We start from the raw sequence: 16,746 nt of genomic DNA, 5'->3' as shown, positions 1-16,746 counted from the left end.
CAGCTATTGTCAGGCACAGTCCCGCTTGCCACGACGATTGCCTGACAGGATAGTCGGCCCACCGTTGAACTCAAAGTCATGGATCGTGGTTGTTTGTCCGTTAGAGACCGTGGTTATCTGTGACCACAAGCCGTCAGAACGACATGGTCCCGACGCCCCGCCACCGCGTGCCTGTTTGCCGACAATCGCGGTTGGCTGATGGTTTTCGGCCCATATGAGCAGCTGCCCGTACTTCTTTGCCGTGGAAGACAATGGGTGGAGCCAATGGCACACATCAATTCACAACGGACAGGTGATTCGGTACGAGCGAAGCCCCAGGGTTTCCCTTGCTAGCTCAGGCCGCCCCAACTGTGTTCAACGCAGACGGCCCCCTTGAAGTGATTGTGCGGTTCCTGAACGAAGGCCTTGCGTTTTACCTCTCCCAGGCGAAGCCGTTGGGGGAGGTCGGACAAGCGAAGCGATGTCCGGGAGGGGGCCATGCGCTGTTGTGGTCGAGCATACCAATCACGTTCCGTATCCGACCCTCCCCCGATCTTGCTTCGCTCGATCGACCCCTCCCACAATAAATTGCGGGAGGGGTTGAAGCGGCAGCGCCGCCGGTTTGTCCTTGTTGCGATTGAATCGGCTTGATGTCGCACGACCGGCTGCCGTTGTCCAAGCCCGCAAGATACTTCAATGGAACGGTAAGTGACCAACGGGAACGCCGTCTGCCATTCGGAGCGTAAGCTCTAATCGGCTGGCGGGCCGTCCCGCCCCGCATGGCCATTCATGACCAGTCGGCGCGTCATCCAGATTTCGACCAGCAGCAGGCCGAGGAACAGCCACAGCAGCCACGCCCATAGTTCGCTGCGCGATTCGTTACCGTACATTTGTTTTTGAAGCTGGTCCAGGGAATCGACGAATGTCATGCGGTCGTTGACAATCAGGCGGGCTCGATCATCAGCCGTCAATTCTTCCGGGTTGTCTTCTTCGTGATCGTAGTTAATAACGAAGGCATCCAGCGGCTCGCCTTCCGGCTTGTCCGTTTCATGTAATTCGTAAACGCCAGGGAACCGCGTGGCGGGCAGCGACGCAATCCAGTCCTGGTTGTCGGGCCGAAGCTCTGCTTCCAGCGACTCATCGTACGGTGTGGCGAACGACAAACGGGGCTCGTCACGTGTTGTTGCATCGGATGGTGCGTCCTCGTTAGGTACCGTCGCAATGAGCGGCTGACCGAACCGGACATTCCGCTGCACACGCGACGCTGCCATCTGGAACAACGCCTCATGTAGAAAGGGAACGTAGTCGGGCGTGGTGGGCAGGTTGTTCATGGACGTGTTAATGTTGCTTGTCATCAGCAGCACGCTGCCTCGCCCACAGGCTGCCTGCAACAGCAAAGGGTCGCCGGTGTTCAGTTGAGCGACCGTGACAGGTGGATCGATTAACTCCTGCAGACTGCTTAATCCGCGGTCGGGAATTGTCGAAGCATTGTCGCCGGCTTCGCTGTCGGAGTCGTCGTCCGCAGTGGTCACGCCGGTTTCTACCAGCCACCATTGGCGAAAGATGGCCTTCAGCAGACTGGCCCCTTTGCGCTCTCGAAAACGATTTAGCCATTCACTTTCCAGACTGTACGGCGCGACAGTCGCGGGCGTTGCAGCGTCTGGATCGGCCGTCTTCATTCGCGTGAGCCGAACTGTCGGAAGCAGCCCGGGTGCGGCGTACAGCTTTTGAAAGCTTTCTGGCGATGTGTCGCGGCCAAGGCATAGAAATACGCCATTGCCCCGAGTTGCGAAGTCGAGTAGCTGATGCGGCAGGCCTTCCGGCAACTCTGTGACATCGGCCAGCACCACGGCCGCCACCGACTGCAGGTCCGCCGCCGTCAGGTCATTGGCTTTCACCGTTTTCGCCACAATCCATGGGGACTTATTGTCCGGACTGGTCAACGCCAACGACGCGAAAAAGGTATTCCAGTTCGACCTGTTCAGACTGTCAGAATTTTCCACCAGCAGCACAGGCACGGCCGACGTGACCTGAACCGCAGCGTGAGTGGCGTTGTCCGCCGCGACCGGATCTTCGGGCAGCGACAGTTTTATCGAGACGATGTTCGTGCCGGCACCCGTAAAACTAATTGAGCGGCTGAACACAGTTTCTGATTGAGGCGGCACGGACACGGTCGCGTCCAGATTGGCGACTCGTTGACCGTTGGTCAAAATCTGCAGCGGCACATTAACCGCTTCGCTGCCGGAGTTTCGCACCGGCACCTGAAAACTGACCGGAAAGTTGGGCACGGTCAGATCGCGAGACACCTTAATACGCCCCAGCGACACGTTGTTGCGGATCGCTCCCAGCCCGCTGCTGACGTCAACTACCCACAAATCCGGCCGCACTGACGGAAAGTTCAAGACGTCTTCAAAGCGTTCCCACGAAGCATTATCCGAAGGTGACCAGCCGCTGCGTTGACGGTCGGAGAATACAATGATCTCACGAGCCCCATTGCTGCATCGGCCCAGAATTCCAACGGCTTCTTCGCACGCGCGCTGCAAATCACCAGCGCCAGCGGGCGGCGGTATCGACTTCAGTTTCTCACGCACCACATCGTGATTTTGCAGCGGCGATTTTACGATCGGAATCGGCTGGTCACGAGCGTCAATCACGGCGACCGTGTCTCCTGGTCGCAAAGTCGCCAGAAATTCGTTGGCTCGGCGAATGGCTTTCTGATGCAGGTTCGTCAACCCGTCGCTGCGACTCATAGAATTCGATCCGTCGATCACAAAGACGACGTCGCGCGAACCGGCAGAACGGTAGCCCGTCAGAAACCCGCTGCTGATCCACGGCCGTGACGCCGCGAAGGCCAAGAGTGCGATTGCCGACATGCGAATGAGCAGTAACAGCAGCTCTTCCAGCTTAAGCTTGCGCCGAGTCTTCCGACTGGGGTTAAGAAACTGCATCGCCCCCCATTGAACGACGTCGTACTTCCGACGACTCAACAAATGCGCGACCACGGGCAGACCGACTCCGGCCAGCCCGGCAAGCATGACCGGATTCAGAAAAAACTGCAGCATCGACGGAAGACTACGGGAACGATTGGCCATTTAGCAACCCACCGTCGGCAACGACGCACCGTTGAAGCCAAATGCGGCCCTGAGTTCAGTTCGTGACGGCGTGCGTGAGGACGTTTTGCCAGATTTGCTTGCGTGACTAAACTGCGGGAATGACTGACCAACCTAAGACAACCGTCATCACGGGAGCAGGCAGCGGTATCGGGCTGACGACGGCTTTGCACTTTGCCAGACTCGGAAATCGCGTGTTCGCGGGCGATGTTCACTATTCACATGAGGCCAAACAGACTCTGCGGGCGGCAGGCGTTGAGACTTCACTTTGCGACGTCCGGCAAGTGGCGGATATCAATCAACTGATTGATGCCGCGGTTCAAGAGACCGGGCAAATCGATGCACTGGTCAACAACGCCGGCGTAGGCCTTGTGGCTCAGATCGAGAACGTCTCCGAAGACGACTGGCAACGCGTCGTGGACACGAATTTGAAAGCCGCGTTTTTCGGCTGCAAGTCAGCGATCGCTCATATGGTGACACAACCGACCGGCGGCAGCATCGTCAACGTTGCCAGTAACGCGGGACTGCTGCCCCGCAGTCATGACCCCGTCTATTCCATCAGCAAGATGGCGCTTGCCGGGCTGACTAAGAGTCTGGCGTTGTGTCATTCGAAGGATAAAGTTCGAGTCAACGCCGTGTGCCCGGGCCCTGTCGAACGAACCAATATGATCGAAGAAAACTTCGCGGATCGACCGGATCGCCAAGCCGTGGTCCGCGAACTCATTGCAGCCAGCCCTTTGGCCAGAGCGTGGGACCGCATGATTAGCCCGGAGGAAGTTGCTGAATCGATCGCGTATCTCTGCAGCGATGGTGCTCGCATGATTTCCGGCACCTGCATCGCCATCGACGGCGGCAAGTCTCTGGGCGTTCCACCTCCAGCGGAATGACTGGTCAGATGATCTGTCCGCCCTTAACATAGCTCGTACGCGATCGCGCCACGTTGCTCTTCCCGCTCCGTTGCAGATGTCGTTCGGACGAAAAACTGGCGGCTAGCGTCTTGCGGCTCACGAGTTCCGGGGCATGGGCAAATTTCAAACTACGCGACAGAGCCGAGACCGCGACCGTTTTCCGGCGCTGCAATTTTGCAGTGGCCGCACAGGTAAGGAGGTAATCACAATGACCGAAGTATCCACCAAAGAACAATTGCGAACCGTCAAATGCGTGCCGTGCGAAGGAGGCGTGCCGAAGCTGACACCCGAAGAAGCCGCGCGACAAAACCAGGAAGTGGACGGCTGGAAGATCCTGTCAGAGCCCGATCGCATCACCAAGTCGTGGACCGTGAAGAACTTCGTCGCGGGGATGGAATTCTTCAAACATGTGACTGAACTGGCAGAAGCCGAAGGTCACCATCCGGATTTGCATCTGGTCGGCTACCGAAACGTGACAATTGATATCTGGACTCACGCCATCGATGGATTGTCGCTTAACGATTTCATCCTTGCCGCGAAAATCGACGCCCTGCCGATCGAAGAGAAATCCTAACGATGCAGCTTCCCCGCATGTGCGACGTCCGCCAACGCTTTGATGCGCCGAAGGTGGAGAACATTGCCGAAACCGTGCATCAGCAGTTGGCTGGTCTGTCGCTAAGCAGCATCATCAAGCCTGACCAGACGGTTGCCGTGACCGCCGGCAGTCGTGGCATTGCCAATATAGCGATGATCATTCGTGAAACCGTTCGGTATCTGAAGTCGATCGGCGCTGCTCCGTTTATCGTCCCGGCGATGGGCAGCCACGGCGGCGGCACGGTGAAAGGCCAGCTCGAAGTGCTGGCTGGCCTGGGCGTGACGGAACAATCTGTCGAAGCGCCCATCAAAGCAACAATGGACACGGTCGTCGTAGCCGAAACCAGCTTCGGAATCCCTGTCCACTTCGACAGGTTTGCTTACGAAGCAGACCACGTGTTGGTGGTCAATCGCATCAAGCCGCACACGCGATTTGTGGGCCCAATCGAATCCGGCTTGCACAAGATGATGCTAATCGGGCTGGGCAAGCATCACGGTGCGAAGGTCTACCATCAGGGAATTATGAGTCATAGTTTTCCTGAGATGATAGATTCAATCGCTGCACGAGTCCTTCATGAATGCAGCGTGGTGGGTGGCCTGGCAATTTTGGAGAACGCCATCGATGAGACGGCGATGATCGAAGCGGTGGCTCCGGCTGCGTTTGCAGGCCGTGAACCCGAACTTTTGAAGCAGGCATGCGATTGGCTGCCACGACTGCCATTCGATTATGCCGACTTACTAATCGTCGATCGCATCGGCAAGAACATCAGTGGCTCAGGCATGGACGCAAACGTGGTCGGGCGAAAGTTTAATGACCACGCGGCCACGAAAGATGATTCGGTCAACTGCCTGCGCATTTTGATACGTTCACTGACCGAGGAAAGTCACGGCAACGCCACCGGCATCGGCATGGCAGAATATACGACTCAACGTTGCGTGGACCAGGTCGATCACGACAAGACGCGGGTGAACTGCGTGACCGCCAACCATCCGGAAGCGGCCATGATTCCAATCACTCTGCCGACAGACGCTCTGGCCGTGGAAACGGCACTGCAAACGATCGGGATGAGTGCTCCTAAGGATGCCAAGGTGCTGCAGATTTCCGACACGTTGCATCTGACTCACGCCCGAATATCCGAAGCGTACTTTCCACTCGTGGAAGCAAGTGATCGGTTGGAATTCGTGGGCGATCCGTACGATTTCCCAGTGAATGCGGCCGGGCAAATGTCGGACGTGTGAGACAATTCACCTTCCCAACGCGCGGGATACGAATTCACTGTCGCTCCAACCCCTCCCGCAATTTATTGTGGGAGGGCTCGATCGAGCAAAGCAAGATCGGGGGAGGGCTGCGTGGAACATGCATACCCGCGCGTGCCCCCCTCCCGGACATTGCTTCGCTTGTCCGACCTCCCCCAACGGCTTCGCCTGGGAGAGGTACCAATGCGGGGCCTTTATTCGGAACCGCAAGATCTCTGAAGCGGGAGGCGTGGGTACGCCACGGTCATTTGCGTTTGGGCCGAACCAATCCAGGTAGAACGTCCACGTCCAGGTTCGCCGTGCGTCCCTGATCGAGATACTCCCACGCAATCGCAGCCATGGCGGCGTTGTCCGTGCATAGTTCCGGTGGAGCAATCAGTAGCTCAACACTTTGACGGCGACACATCTCCGCAATCTGTTCGCGGAATAGTCGATTCGCCGCCACCCCGCCGCCGACGCACAAACGGCGGTGGCCCGATTTTCGTAGCGCGATTTTGCACTTGAATACCAAGACATCCACCACCGCCTGCTGAAATGAAGCCGCCAAATCGGCCACGCATTCGGGAGGCGTTTCGCTCAATTGGTCGGGCCCGGGTACTCCGCGAGCCGCATACAGGACCGCCGTTTTTAATCCGCTGAAACTGAAGTTCAGCTTATCCGCTCGCATCATCGGGCGTGGCAGTTTGTAGGCAGTTGGGTCGCCCTGCTCGGCCGCCTTTTGAATCGACGGTCCGCCGGGGTACGGCAGATTTAACACGCGAGCTACCTTGTCGAACGCTTCACCGGCGGCGTCGTCAGTCGTGCCAGCAACCAGTCGACAGTCCGTCGCGGAATGGCATTCATACAGATTGGTGTGCCCGCCGCTGACGACGAAACCAATGCAGGGGAACGCAGACGATTTCTGCCCCATGCCGCACGCATAAATGTGAGCGTCAATATGATTGACCGCTACGAGCGGCACGTTGAGGCTCATAGCGAGTGTCTTGGCGGCTGTGAGCCCCACCAGCAGCGAACCGACCAGCCCCGGTTCAGAAGTCACAGCCACGGCAGCAATGTCGGCAAGTGCACAGTCAGCTTGTTGCAGTGCCTGTTCGATGACTGGCAGAATGCGACGCACGTGAGCTCGAGATGCAATCTCCGGGACGACGCCGCCGAATTCCTGATGCAGTTCAAACTGCGACGCGACGACATTGGACAGCACCGACTGGTCTTCCGCCACCACTGCGGCGGACGTTTCGTCGCACGAAGATTCGATCGCGAGAAGTCGACGCATCGTTACGCAACCGGCCGCTGGTAACGGATACTCAGGATCACGCTATTGTTGTCGTGGCCGGGCGTTGGATATTCGTCGATGACGTCCAGGTCGACTCCTGCCAACAGTCCTTCCTTGTCAGCCTCGTCGCGTTCTGCCACCCAGCGAGGCCCTTTGATCGCGAGGATCGAACCGAACGCCGTCGTGTGCCGCTGAAACCAGAACAGAATCTTTCTAAGCGGCGCTACGGCTCGAAGCGTCAGCACGTCGTAATGATGCTTCTTCAGCACGTCTTCAGCTCGCGCCGCATGGACAGGGACGGACAGCCTCAACTTGCGACAGATGTCTTTCAGAGCCTTCGCCTTCTTGCCGACCGATTCGGCCATCGAAACATTCAGGTCCGGACGCGTAATCGCCAGCACAACGCCCGGCACGCCGCCGCCCGCTCCAACGTCCAGCACGGATTGCTCTTCAGGAATGTGACTGGCCAGTCGCAACGAATCGATCAAGTCGCGAGTTACGAATTGTTCGAAATCTGTGTGCCGAGTCAGGTTCAGCTGAGCGTTCCATTCCCACAACAGGTCGCAGTATTCGGCCAGCTTCGCCGCATGTTCGTCGGCGAGCCCCACCTTGTGGCGGTGCAAAGACTTGTTAAGAAGTTCGATAGCGGCAGTCGTTGATGAATCGGGCACGATACTGTTCACACCAATCCGAACGCGTTGTCCATGTTGGCAGAGATCTGCTTCAGCCGCGCCAAATCACCGCCACCGACTTCAGCTGCGGCCCAACCGGTGTAGTTGATTTCCAACAGTGCTTTTCGAACATCGGCCCAGTCGAGATCCCCTTCGGTGATGTTCTTGAACTTGTCTTCGGCTCGCGAGAAACCTTTCAGGTCGAGTTTCACAATGCGTCGGCCCAGCTGACGAATCCAGTCGCCCATGCTGCCGTATTTCCAGTGGTTGCCGATATCGAACTGCATACCAACCCATGGCGAATTCAGTTCGTCAACGAACTTCACGTACTGATCAGCAGTCTGATTGTGGTCGCCTTCATGGTCGTACAGGAACTGGTTCCAAACGTTTTCGATGGCGATATACACACCCAGTTCTGAAGCGAGCGGCAGAGCCTGAGAAATATTGTCGATAGACCGTTTCCAAATTTCTTCGGCCGGACCGTCCACGCCTTTGCCCACCACCAAAAGCGCCGTGTTGCCGCCAACCGCGTGAGTCATCCGGATCGCGTTCTTCAGCGATTCCAACGCTTTGGCTCGCACGGCCGGGTCGGGGTCAGTGTGTCGAACCTGCCAATGTGTCGAGTTCACCGTGCCGTCAACGGGCAGTCCGGTTTCCTGAATCGCCTTGTTGGTTTCCTCAACGTCCATTCCTGGAGCGTTCATTTCGATGCCGTGGAATCCGGCTTCCTTCACGGCGTTGAACTTGTCGGTCAGGCTTCCGTCGATCTTGACCATGCCGATCTTCAACGTCTTATACAGACGACCTTTCAAGCCGCCAGGTTCCGGCAGACTCATGGCGTTGGCAGGCAGCATTCCGCCAGCAAGTGCGGCAGCGGCAGACGAATACTGAATGAATCGGCGACGCGAAAAGTTGTGGTCTGACATCAGAGATTTTCCAGTGGGAGGATTCGAAGGCAGGTGAGTCCGCGGGATCGTGCTGACCGAGATTGATCTTCCAATGTACCGTGGACGACAGCGTGAGAAAAGCGGATCGTGCAAGTAACTTTATTCAGCGTCGTCGCGACGCAAAATGAACACGGGACACGTGGCGAGCCGCACCACTTTTTCGGCCACAGACCCCAGCAGCAGCCGCTTGACCCCATGATAGCCGTGAGACGGAATCACAATCACTCCAGCCTCAACCTTTGCCGCATATTCAGCAATTTCCTCACCGGGCTGGCCTTGTAAAATGATCTCACGAAGGTGCGTGAAGCCGTGCTCTGCCAGAAATTCACGGAAGTGCTCCTGCACCGACGAATTGCGTTCTTCATCGGTTGGCAACGCCCAGCCGACCATGCCCGCACCAATCTGGTCCAGAACCGGAACGACGTGCAGTACGTGCACCGACTTCGGATCAGCCGCCAGCCGCAGCGCCGTTTTGATGGCGTCCACAGACATGCCTGAAAAATCGATTGGTACGATGACCGGCTTTGTCGTTTCCCAACTCATGATGAGCTCCCGCTTTATTTAAACCAGCGACGCACTTCCGGCGTCGCCTGAATCGGTTTCTTCGACGCTGCCAATCACCGTTGCCGGATAGGCGTCCGTTGAACATGCACTGACGGCGGCATCGACGTGTTCCGGCGGTACGGCGATAACCATGCCGATGCCCATGTTGAACACTCGCCACATTTCGGCGTCCACAATGTTGCCCAGCCCCTGCAGCCACGAAAACAGCGCGGGCACTTTCAAAGCCGAACGCTGAAACTTCGCCGTCAAACCAGACGGCATGATGCGTTCGAAGTTCTCGCACAGGCCGCCGCCGGTAATATGAGCGATCCCATGCATCGCCTGGTTGCCGACAGACGTCTGCAGCGCTGTTAGAGTTTCTGCGTAAATGCGAGTTGGCCGCAGCAACGCTTCGCCGACCGTGCAGTCCAGTTCTGCAATCTTGTCTTCGACGGAAAGGCCCGCGTGTTCGAACACGGCCTTGCGGATAAGACTGTATCCGTTGCTGTGAAAACCGGACGAAGGAATGCCGATCAGCACGTCGCCCGCCACGATGCGTTCTTTGCCGTTCACAAGTTCCGCTCGATCAGCAGCCCCCACGCAGAAGCCAGCCATATCGAAATCGCCGTCAGCGTACAGATCCGGCATGATGGCTGTTTCGCCACCCAGCAACGCGGCGCCCGCTCGTACGCAACCGTCGCTGACTCCGGTGACCAGTTGCTCCAGCAGGATGGGGTTGTCCTTGCCCATCGCAATGTAATCCAGAAACAACAGCGGCGTCGCTCCCAGGCACAGGCAGTCGTTGACACACATTGCCACCAGGTCGATGCCGATGGTGTCAAACTGCTGCATCATGATTGCGAGTTTGATCTTCGTACCGACGCCGTCCGTGCCTGAAACCAGCACGGGGTCGGTCCATTTTCTTTCTGCCGAAAGTCGGAACAGTCCAGCGAACCCGCCTGGCAGATCCATTACGCCGGGAGTCCGCGTTCGCTGCATGAGGCCTGGCAGTTTCTGCATGGCCTTTTCGTAAAGTTCCAGGTCAACGCCGGCAGATTGATAGTTCAGTTCAGTCATGGATGATTCAAGGCAATGGACTGGAATTTATATAGCGGTTTCGGGCGATTCATTGTCGCAGATTCTGCCGATTCCTGAAGCGAACGACGCCCCTGTCCCGCCAACGGTTATTTTCGATCTTGGTTCCGGCGGACAATCGGATCGATTCCCTGTTCGAAATCTGCCTACTCTGCCGATAAGTCCGATTGTATCGACTCGACTTGCCCACCAACGATATCGGAGACAGGAATGTTCGGCCAGACACCGGGAGCGACATGGAATTTCGAAAGCCCCGCCCACACCGAAGCACTTAGCCGCCTGTTGTATGTCGCCGAACAGGGCGAACCGTTTGTGCTGCTGGTCGGCGATCGAGGCACCGGCAAGACCACTTTGCTGCGACAGGTGCAGTCAGAATGCAGCCGCTTCGGACATTCTGCCGTGCTGATCAACGTCGCTGCGCTGGACGACGCTTCGTTTTTGTGGCACCTTTGCGGTGGACTTTCCATCGCATTGCGGGGCGAACAGTCGCGTACCGAAATGCTGGCCGCGATCCGTGACGAGATTGCGGGCCGAGCCCTATGCCAGCACGAAACGGTCGTCATTTTGGATGACCTGCACCGTGCGGCTGAAGACTTGAGTCCGCTAATCCAGTTCCTGTCGGCTCTGAACGGTCAAACGGAAGGAGCGGTCAGCGTGGTTGCAGCAGCCGAGCCAGCACCCGCCATGACTTGCACCACTCAGTCGGCGCTGCGAGTGGAATTGAACCCGCTAAGCGATGCTGAATCCAAACAGTTTGCGAGCGGCCTGCTGCAGTCAAAGCAAATCCCGTCGACTCGCATTACCTCCGAGGCGCTGGATTCCATCGCAGACTTTGGACAGGGTTCGCCCGCTCGACTTGCCCGGCTGTGCGAAATGCTGAAGGTTGCCGTGTCCACAACGCCGGACCTGCGTATTACTGCCGACGTCGTTGAAGTTCTCACCGAAGAAACGCTTATGTCGACCGAGACTGCCTGGTAGACGATTGCCGCAGCCGATGAATGGGCGGCATGAAGAACGGAATCGCTGGCGGTGCTGGCTGGTCGCGAAGGCCAAGCCGCACGGCAGCGGCATAAGGTTCGCGTAACGCGTGTCCAGAAACAGATTCAGATTACCGCAGGGCGGGACGCATGGTCCCGTCCTGCGGTTCTGTTTCTGTAGCAGACCGTTAGCCCGCTGACGTCAGTTGGCCGTCCTTCGACAGAACTTCCAGCAATTCGGCAGCCACGGAATCTGCGGAATCGGCAGGCACCTGATCCAGCATGCTGACAAACTGCTCGGCGACGTCTTCCGGTTGCTCACGGATTTTCGCCAGATCTTCCAGCGTCAATCGCAGCAGTGGCACGTTGTCATTGGGCAGGCCCCTTGTGACGCCCACGATGCCGTCTGACGAATAGCTCACAGAAAACTGGCCGCCACCAGGCCCCAAAACGTCCACGCCGACTGTCGAATGGTCGCCGGCCGGAAGGGACGCACCATTGGTTTCGCCCAGAACTTCGTCGGCCCAGCTTTCGTTGGTCAGCGGCTTTGGCCGTCGCTTGCCCCACTTGTCCTGTTCGCCGTAATCCAGATACCGATGGATCACCGTGCGATCGATTTCCGGACAAACAATGTCGCCCGCAAACTTCTTCAGGTTGGTCATGTCGAACACGTTGTCGGTGCGTTCGTAGGGCTCATACGTGCCCATGTTTTCTTTCGCGAGTCGTTCGAACATCCACTGATCTTCGTTTTCGTCGCGGTCGGTTTCTTCCGGTACGAAATCGTGACCACAGAATTCAACGCCCGTGGAATTGAAGTACTCGCCACTCCAACGAATCATGTCGCCGGACGTCATCGGATTGTCCGGAGCCATGTGGTACGTGCCGCCGCGAGCTTCCTGAGTTTCAAACAGACGCACGGTGACCGCAGAAATCCATTCGACCGGAATGATGTTGCGAGTTTCTTCGCCCGTCATACTCAGACGAATCGGCGTGTGTCGAGTGCCGTCTTCGGCCACTGGTTGAGCAGGAATCATCAGTGCCATCAGACGCAGGTACAGATAAATTCCGTGATACGTGTTGGTGTAGCCGGTGATGGAGTCGCCCGAAATGACGGCCGGACGGTAGACGGTCACGTGATCCGCAAAGTCAATCGCGCGAACTTCCTTCTCCGCCAGAAACTTGCTTTCTTCATAGTCGTTGCGGAAGCCCTGGCCGACGTCCAAAGCGTCTTCCATCGCGGTGGTTGTTTGAGTTCCCGCGACGTAGGCAGTGGAGACGTAGTGAATGTCGTGAATCTTCAATTCACGACACAGGTTGATCATGTTGCGGGTACCGCCGAGGTTGGTGCGCCACGGTTCGCCGTTGCGGTCTTCGCCATAGAATTCAAGAATCGCGGCGCTGTGGATGATGGTGTCCACGTTGTTCGCAACCCAGTCGCGGTCTTCGTCACTTAGCGCGAAACCTTCGGCGGAAATGTCGCCCGTGAGGACTACTGGACGAGGCAGCGAGCGGCCGAGTTCTTCTTCCCAATGCCGCAGAATCTGCTCCATACGCTCCCGCGCACCGAACTTCTTTGACGTTCGGACGACCACAGCCAGATTGTGGCCGTTAAGTAGTAGGTCTCGCACAAGGTAGCGCCCAACCAGCCCGGTAGCTCCGGTCAACAGTGTGTACATCTTTGTCCCTGGTGATGTCTCAGTGAATTCAGAAAGTTGAGGTCCAGCGTGGCCGAGTCGTATCGACAGATTGCGAACCTACGAACAGATGAGTGACCCAACACTCTTATGCGGCGTGGCCAGTCGCGAATGATTGCTTCACGAACCGCCCAGACCAGTGGAAATGCCAAAATTCGCCGTTCCCCAACGTTGAATCTCGCCTCTGGCAACCGCTGCGAAGCCGTGTATTCAACCACGAAGAGGGCCAAAAACAAAGACAAAAATGCGACCAGACAACGAACCCGCCAGTTTTCCGACGGCTCAACTCCGCGATTCACCGCCGATTACGTCGTTCGCGCAGAACGCGCAGACCGACAGCCTTTGCTGTCACCAACGGTTGGCCAGTGATCTGACTGCAGAAACGGGGCTTGTTTTGCTATCCGCAGTTACATTCGACCATCCGCCGCCGAGATCCCGTCGAAAATTTTCGCGAGCGCAGAATCGGAAATGCCTGCATCTGGTCTGAGATCAACAGCCCCACAATCGAGAATTCCGCTTGCATTTGACGTGATTTCGCGTTCGTCCCCGTGCCTGCGCTCCCCCCGCGACCAACGCCGGCGCTTCAGCCCTCACCCTGCTTCACCCATCCACCACGCCAACCGCTCGCCGGTGCGTACCGGCCCTGAGCGGCAAAGTCCGTAAAACCGGACGGCTGCGGATCAGGAGCATTGGCAAACACCCGATGTTTCCGAAAGTCAACGCCGCAGGGGTCGGCTGTCGAGCTACGCTTCTCACGAAGAACCCTTCAAACCGCACTTTTCGGATCTAAACCCCGACGATGCCTCAACTATCGTCAATCAATCGTATCGTCCTCGGACTCGTGAGCCTGACCGTAAGCATTCTGCTTATTGCCGGGCTGATGGGCGTGATCCCTAATCCTGCGCCGCTTCAACATCAGTCCCGCCGCAGCTTTGGCGAATCCACCGCCGTCAGTTTTATGGCTCTGGCGTCGCGAATGGATTCGGAAGAATTGCAGACTACACTCGACCAAATCCGCGAACGCAATGGTGACGTGCGTTCCATCGGCATCCGCGAGGCAGACGGTAGCTTGATTCTGCAATCCGGTCCGCACGACGAAATCTGGACCTCTTCGACTAATACCGTTGACTCAGACGTCGAAACGGCCGTTCCAATTTCCTCCAACTCACGCAACTGGGGTCGGATGGAAATTGCCTGGACGCCTGGTTCGGAGATCCGGGTTTTCGGTTTCGTGCTCCGCCCCGACCTGCTGCTGACCCTGATTGTGGGAACCGTGGGCACCGTCGCATTTTCCCTTTATCTAAACCGCGTGATGCGGCACATCAATCCGAGCAAAGTCGTGCCGACTCGAGTCCGCGACGCGCTCAACGCGTTGGCCGAAGGTTTGCTGGTACTGGACCGCTGTCAGTCGATCGTCCTTGCCAACGATTCGTTCGCAGCTGCCGCCGGTGTTGACGCCGCCGAATTAATTGGCACTCGACCAGAACGCTTTGGCTTCAAAGTTGTCGGCGACGATCCTACGGTCGACCTGCCATGGCTAACCACGGCCCATACCGCGCGTCCGGTGAACGGAGTTCTGCTAACACGCGGTACTGGTGAGAAACAGCGGACCTACTCCGTCAGCACTGTGCCGGTACTGGACGGACAGAATCAAAGCCGAGGTGTCGTGGCCAGTTTTGAAGACGTGACTCAACTTCAAAACAAGCAACAGGAACTTCGCACAGCACTGACGTCTTTGCGAACTTCGTCGGAAGAAATTCGAAGGCAAAACCGCGAACTGGAATGGCTGGCGACTCGCGACACACTCACCGGCTGCCTGAACCGGCGCAGCTTCTTCCGCGACTACGAAACGCTGTGGAAGGGAATGCAGACGCACGGCACGGCACTCGCGGCGATCATGGTGGACATCGACCATTTCAAAGCCATTAACGATAGCCACGGACACGGGTTCGGCGACGAAGTGCTGCGACTGGTTTCGGCAGTCATAATGAAGACTGTGGCCGAAGGCGAACTAGTGTGCCGGTACGGCGGCGAAGAATTCACTGTGCTGCTGCCCGACGCCACGATTGATCAGGCAGAATTGAGAGCGGAAGAAATTCGACGGGCGATCATGGCGTTGAAATTTGAACGCGTTTCGAATTTTGTCATCACCGCCAGCCTTGGCGTGTCGGCCACGTCTGAGTCTCCCGAATCGCCGCAGGACCTTCTGGATCAGGCCGACCGCAGCCTGTACGCCGCCAAACGCAACGGACGAAACCGAGTCGCTCGGTGGGACGTTGCCAAACACAACATGGCAAAGGAAACCGACGAAGCAACTCCGCCGCGTGACGACGAAGGAGCAAACCGAGCCGCTTCTGCCATTCCGTTTCATGCCGTTGCCGCGCTGACCTCCGCACTGTCTCATCGTGACCAGGCCACGGCGATTCACAGCCGCCGAGTTGCCGACCTGTGCGTGGCCACCGGCGAAGGACTGCTGTCTTTGCGCGAATGTTACGTTCTGGAAATCGCCGCGCTGCTGCACGACATTGGCAAAATCGGCATCCCCGATTCCATTCTGCGAAAGACGGGCAAGCTCTCACCGGAGGAACTCGACATGGTCCACCGGTACAATCGCATGGGCGTCGACATGGTTCGCGGCTCGTTTGGAGCGTCTGTGCTGACCGAAATTGTGGAGCAGCACGTCGTGCATTACGACATGACCAACGCCGATCGCGGTGCTGGCCCGGACCACAAACCGTCCATCGCCGCTCGTATTCTGTCCATCGCAAATGCCTACGACACGATGGTATCGGAACTGTCTTACCGAGGCCAGCTGACTCGATCCGAAGCCTTCGCCGAACTGCGCAAGTGTGCGGGAAGTCAGTTCGATCCGGAGCTGGTCGAACGGTTCATCGGTGCCCTGAAACTGCGACATCACGTGCACGCCGAAAACGAATTGACCGTCACTCGCGAATCGGCACTCAGCATCGGCCTGCTGCTGGAACAGTTGATTTCAGCACTCGACGACCAGGACATGATTCATCTGGCCGACATCATCGAAACGCTGCAAATCACCGCAACAACTCACGGCCTGATGTCGATCGCAAAACTCGCGGTCACGCTCCGCCAGACAATGGAAGAAGATCACGATCATATTGAGCTGATGCAGATCGCCGGCGAACTCCTCGACATGTGCCGCTCCACCCAATCCACCCTCCTCGCCGCTGGAGCGGGGACGGCCCCGCCGCCGATTGGCGTGGTGGGCGAGTGAACAGGGCGAAGGCTGAATCGCCGTCGCTGCTTCCGTTGGGCGCTGGGAGGTTGATTTAGTATGCGCCAACATTGTGGCTCGACTCTCCGAGTCGAGTACGTCCCGCTCAACAAAACCGACCACTCGCATTTTTGCCCTATATGCATCACCAAGCCAGTGCAGCGCGCCGTAGTACCTTCTCGACTCGGAGAGTCGACCCACAATCATTCCACAGCAAGGGGAAACTCTATGTGGCTCGACTCTCCGAGTCGAGTACGCCCCGCTCAACAGAACCGACCACTCCCATCTGCTCGACTAACATCACCACGCCAGTGCAGCGCGCCGTAGTAGCCAGCGGGAACGACGTGTACGGTTCGGAGCGTCTGCTTCAACGCCGCTCAACCGTCCGGACGGCATGTTGTGATTGGCCAAATGCAATCCCCGCGCGGCTCGTCACGCGGAGCGATGA

The 16,746-nt window shown here is 57.6% G+C and carries 12 protein-coding genes; 5 read left to right on the top strand and 7 right to left on the bottom strand.

The window, feature by feature from the left end; genetic code table 11:
• Positions 1 to 728: 728 nt before the first annotated feature.
• Positions 729 to 3,071 carry a BatA domain-containing protein gene (locus Fuma_RS13720; protein ID WP_083732036.1) on the bottom strand — a complete coding sequence of 781 codons (2,343 nt, stop codon included), beginning with the start codon at positions 3,069 to 3,071 and terminating at the stop codon, positions 729 to 731.
• A 119-nt stretch (positions 3,072 to 3,190) separates the two neighbouring features.
• Here Fuma_RS13720 and Fuma_RS13715 point away from each other — a divergent pair, with 119 nt between their 5' ends.
• The 3 genes from Fuma_RS13715 to Fuma_RS13705 all read left to right on the top strand — a co-directional run bounded on the left by Fuma_RS13715 (position 3,191) and on the right by Fuma_RS13705 (position 5,830).
• Positions 3,191 to 3,976: an SDR family NAD(P)-dependent oxidoreductase gene (locus Fuma_RS13715; RefSeq protein ID WP_077024633.1), complete on the top strand. Its 786-nt coding sequence runs from the start codon at positions 3,191 to 3,193 to the stop codon at positions 3,974 to 3,976.
• Positions 3,977 to 4,205: 229 nt separating this feature from the next.
• Positions 4,206 to 4,571: a 4a-hydroxytetrahydrobiopterin dehydratase gene (locus tag Fuma_RS13710; RefSeq protein WP_077028294.1), complete on the top strand. Its 366-nt coding sequence runs from the start codon at positions 4,206 to 4,208 to the stop codon at positions 4,569 to 4,571.
• Between the two features lie 2 nt (positions 4,572 to 4,573).
• Positions 4,574 to 5,830, top strand: a complete 1,257-nt coding sequence (locus Fuma_RS13705; protein ID WP_077024632.1) for a nickel pincer cofactor-dependent isomerase, group 22 — start codon at positions 4,574 to 4,576, stop codon at positions 5,828 to 5,830.
• 262 nt (positions 5,831 to 6,092) lie between these two features.
• On the opposite strand, the gene tsaD is transcribed toward Fuma_RS13705, so the two are convergent.
• The 5 genes from tsaD to purM form a co-directional block, all read right to left on the bottom strand.
• The gene (gene tsaD / locus Fuma_RS13700) at positions 6,093 to 7,121 is read right to left on the bottom strand and encodes a tRNA (adenosine(37)-N6)-threonylcarbamoyltransferase complex transferase subunit TsaD (RefSeq protein ID WP_077024631.1); all 1,029 of its coding nucleotides are present in this window, start codon (positions 7,119 to 7,121) and stop codon (positions 6,093 to 6,095) included.
• A 2-nt stretch (positions 7,122 to 7,123) separates the two neighbouring features.
• The gene (rsmG, locus tag Fuma_RS13695) at positions 7,124 to 7,792 is read right to left on the bottom strand and encodes a 16S rRNA (guanine(527)-N(7))-methyltransferase RsmG (protein ID WP_158520975.1); all 669 of its coding nucleotides are present in this window, start codon (positions 7,790 to 7,792) and stop codon (positions 7,124 to 7,126) included.
• 8 nt (positions 7,793 to 7,800) lie between these two features.
• Positions 7,801 to 8,718 carry a sugar phosphate isomerase/epimerase family protein gene (locus Fuma_RS13690; protein ID WP_077024630.1) on the bottom strand — a complete coding sequence of 306 codons (918 nt, stop codon included), beginning with the start codon at positions 8,716 to 8,718 and terminating at the stop codon, positions 7,801 to 7,803.
• A 120-nt stretch (positions 8,719 to 8,838) separates the two neighbouring features.
• Entirely contained in the window at positions 8,839 to 9,282 is a 444-nt protein-coding gene (locus Fuma_RS13685) for a universal stress protein (RefSeq protein ID WP_077024629.1), read from the bottom strand.
• Between the two features lie 18 nt (positions 9,283 to 9,300).
• The gene (gene purM, locus Fuma_RS13680; RefSeq protein ID WP_077024628.1) at positions 9,301 to 10,359 is read right to left on the bottom strand and encodes a phosphoribosylformylglycinamidine cyclo-ligase; all 1,059 of its coding nucleotides are present in this window, start codon (positions 10,357 to 10,359) and stop codon (positions 9,301 to 9,303) included.
• A 228-nt stretch (positions 10,360 to 10,587) separates the two neighbouring features.
• On the opposite strand from purM, the gene Fuma_RS13675 reads away from it, so the two are divergent.
• Entirely contained in the window at positions 10,588 to 11,355 is a 768-nt protein-coding gene (locus tag Fuma_RS13675) for an AAA family ATPase (RefSeq protein WP_077024627.1), read from the top strand.
• Between the two features lie 187 nt (positions 11,356 to 11,542).
• On the opposite strand, the gene Fuma_RS13670 is transcribed toward Fuma_RS13675, so the two are convergent.
• Positions 11,543 to 13,030 (bottom strand): SDR family oxidoreductase, encoded by a 1,488-nt coding sequence (locus Fuma_RS13670; protein ID WP_077024626.1) that lies wholly within the window; start codon positions 13,028 to 13,030, stop codon positions 11,543 to 11,545.
• A gap of 817 nt (positions 13,031 to 13,847) precedes the next feature.
• On the opposite strand from Fuma_RS13670, the gene Fuma_RS13660 reads away from it, so the two are divergent.
• Positions 13,848 to 16,298: a diguanylate cyclase gene (locus tag Fuma_RS13660; protein WP_077024624.1), complete on the top strand. Its 2,451-nt coding sequence runs from the start codon at positions 13,848 to 13,850 to the stop codon at positions 16,296 to 16,298.
• The last annotated feature ends 448 nt before the right edge of the window (positions 16,299 to 16,746 follow it).

Source organism: Fuerstiella marisgermanici, assembly GCF_001983935.1.
In the GTDB taxonomy this organism is placed as follows: domain Bacteria; phylum Planctomycetota; class Planctomycetia; order Planctomycetales; family Planctomycetaceae; genus Fuerstiella; species Fuerstiella marisgermanici.
This window is presented reverse-complemented; position numbering and strand designations above follow the sequence as displayed.